The 1,553-nt window shown below is 73.5% G+C and carries 2 protein-coding genes; both read right to left on the reverse strand.

Annotation, left to right across the window (positions count from 1 at the left end; all coding sequences use genetic code 11):
- Positions 1-436: class I SAM-dependent methyltransferase (locus UXQ13_RS23525; RefSeq protein WP_419146493.1), on the reverse strand; the 436-nt coding region annotated here is incomplete at its 3' end.
- Positions 433-1,443, reverse strand: a complete 1,011-nt coding sequence (locus tag UXQ13_RS23530) for a glycosyltransferase family 2 protein (RefSeq protein ID WP_225234222.1) — start codon at positions 1,441-1,443, stop codon at positions 433-435. The genes UXQ13_RS23530 and UXQ13_RS23525, both read right to left, overlap by 4 nt.
- Positions 1,444-1,553: the final 110 nt, after the last annotated feature.

The raw sequence follows: 1,553 nt of genomic DNA on the forward strand, positions 1-1,553 counted from the left end.
CGGGCTCGATGCCGAGCACCCGGATGCCCCGGGCGACGGCGTGCTGGAGCAGGTAGCCGTCGTTGCTGGCCACCTCGACCACGAAGCTGTCGGCGCCCAGGCCGAGACGCTCGGCCGAGGTGTCCACGAAGCGCTCCGCGTGGGCCACCCAGGAGGAGGAGTAGGAGGAGTAGTAGGCGTAGTCGGAGAAGATCTCCTCGGCCGGCACGTGCGGGGGCAGCTGGACGAGCAGGCAGTTCGCGCAGATCCACACCCGCAGCGGGTAGAAGACCTCCGGGGACTCCAGCCGCTCGCGGGGCACGTAGCTCTCGCACGGCGGGGACATGCCGAGGTCGACGAACACGTCGGTCAGCGGTCGATCGCACAGCCGGCACGCACCGCCGCCCTGGGCGGACAGCCCTGCCAGGGTCGTCGGGAGGGTCGCGGGACGGGTCACGGGGCGGACTCCTGCTCGGTCGGTCGGTGGGTCAGGCGGCGGTGGGCGCGGACGGCCCGGATGCGGGTGACCAGCCCGGCGCGGAGGCGGCGCGGGAGCACCGACACCGCCAGGCCCAGCACCACGGCACCGCGGGCCCCGGCGGCCCATGCGTCGCGCAGCTGACGGCGGGCGTCCGCGGGGTCGCCCTCCACCAGCAGCGACCACGCCAGGCTGGCGCGGAAGGGGGCACTGGCGCGCAGCACCTCCGGCCGCAGGTCGCCCAGGCGCGGGTCGGCGAGGACCCGGTCGAAGGTGTGCACCTGGGGCACCTCGAGGCGGGTGCTGTGCGCGGCCGAGGCACCGTGCAGCCGGTAGTAGGACAGCCGGTCGGGGACATACCAGGCGGCCGCACCGTCGCGGCTGGCCAGCCAGGTCAGCCAGACCTCGTAGGGCGGGGAGACCTCGGCGGGGACGTCGTCCCAGTCCATGGCGCCGTTGCGGAAGACCGTGGCGACCACGAAGAACACGGCGCGGTCGACCATGCACTCCCGCACGAAGGGCTGGATGCGGCCCGCGGCCAGCCGGGAGCGGCCCCGCTCGGCGGTCGTGGCCTCGGTCTCGGCCGGCAGCACCCGCCCCTCGGCGTCGACCACCCAGTGGTCGGCGAAGCTCAGCAGGATGTCGTCCTGGGCCTGCAACGGAGCGAGCATGACCTCGAGGTAGGTGGGGTCCCAGAAGTCGTCGTCGTGCAGGGTGGCGACGAACCGGCCCCGGCAGTCGCGGTACATGGCCAGGGCGTTCTGCAGCCCGTCGGTCGGCCCTTCGTTGCTGCGGTAGCGCAGCCGGGGATCTCCGTAGTCCGCGACCAGGTCCTCGATCTCGGGGGACCCGTCGCTGTCGGAGACCAGGATCTCGACGTCGCGGACGGTCTGCGCCCGGGCGCTGTCGATGGCCTGCCGTAGCCAGTCCGGCCGGCGGAAGGTGGGGATGGCCACGGTCACCAGCGGGGCGTCCGTCTCCGGCACCTGTCCCCCACCCCCCGTCGGACCCCGGACATGAGTCGGAGCTGTGCGCTGACCCTTTCCCCCTCCGGATCGGAGGTCAAGGGATGTCGGCCGTGGTCACCCCCGTGGGG

Origin of the sequence: Klenkia terrae (assembly GCF_037083865.1) — a bacterium.
In the GTDB taxonomy this organism is placed as follows: domain Bacteria; phylum Actinomycetota; class Actinomycetes; order Mycobacteriales; family Geodermatophilaceae; genus Klenkia; species Klenkia terrae.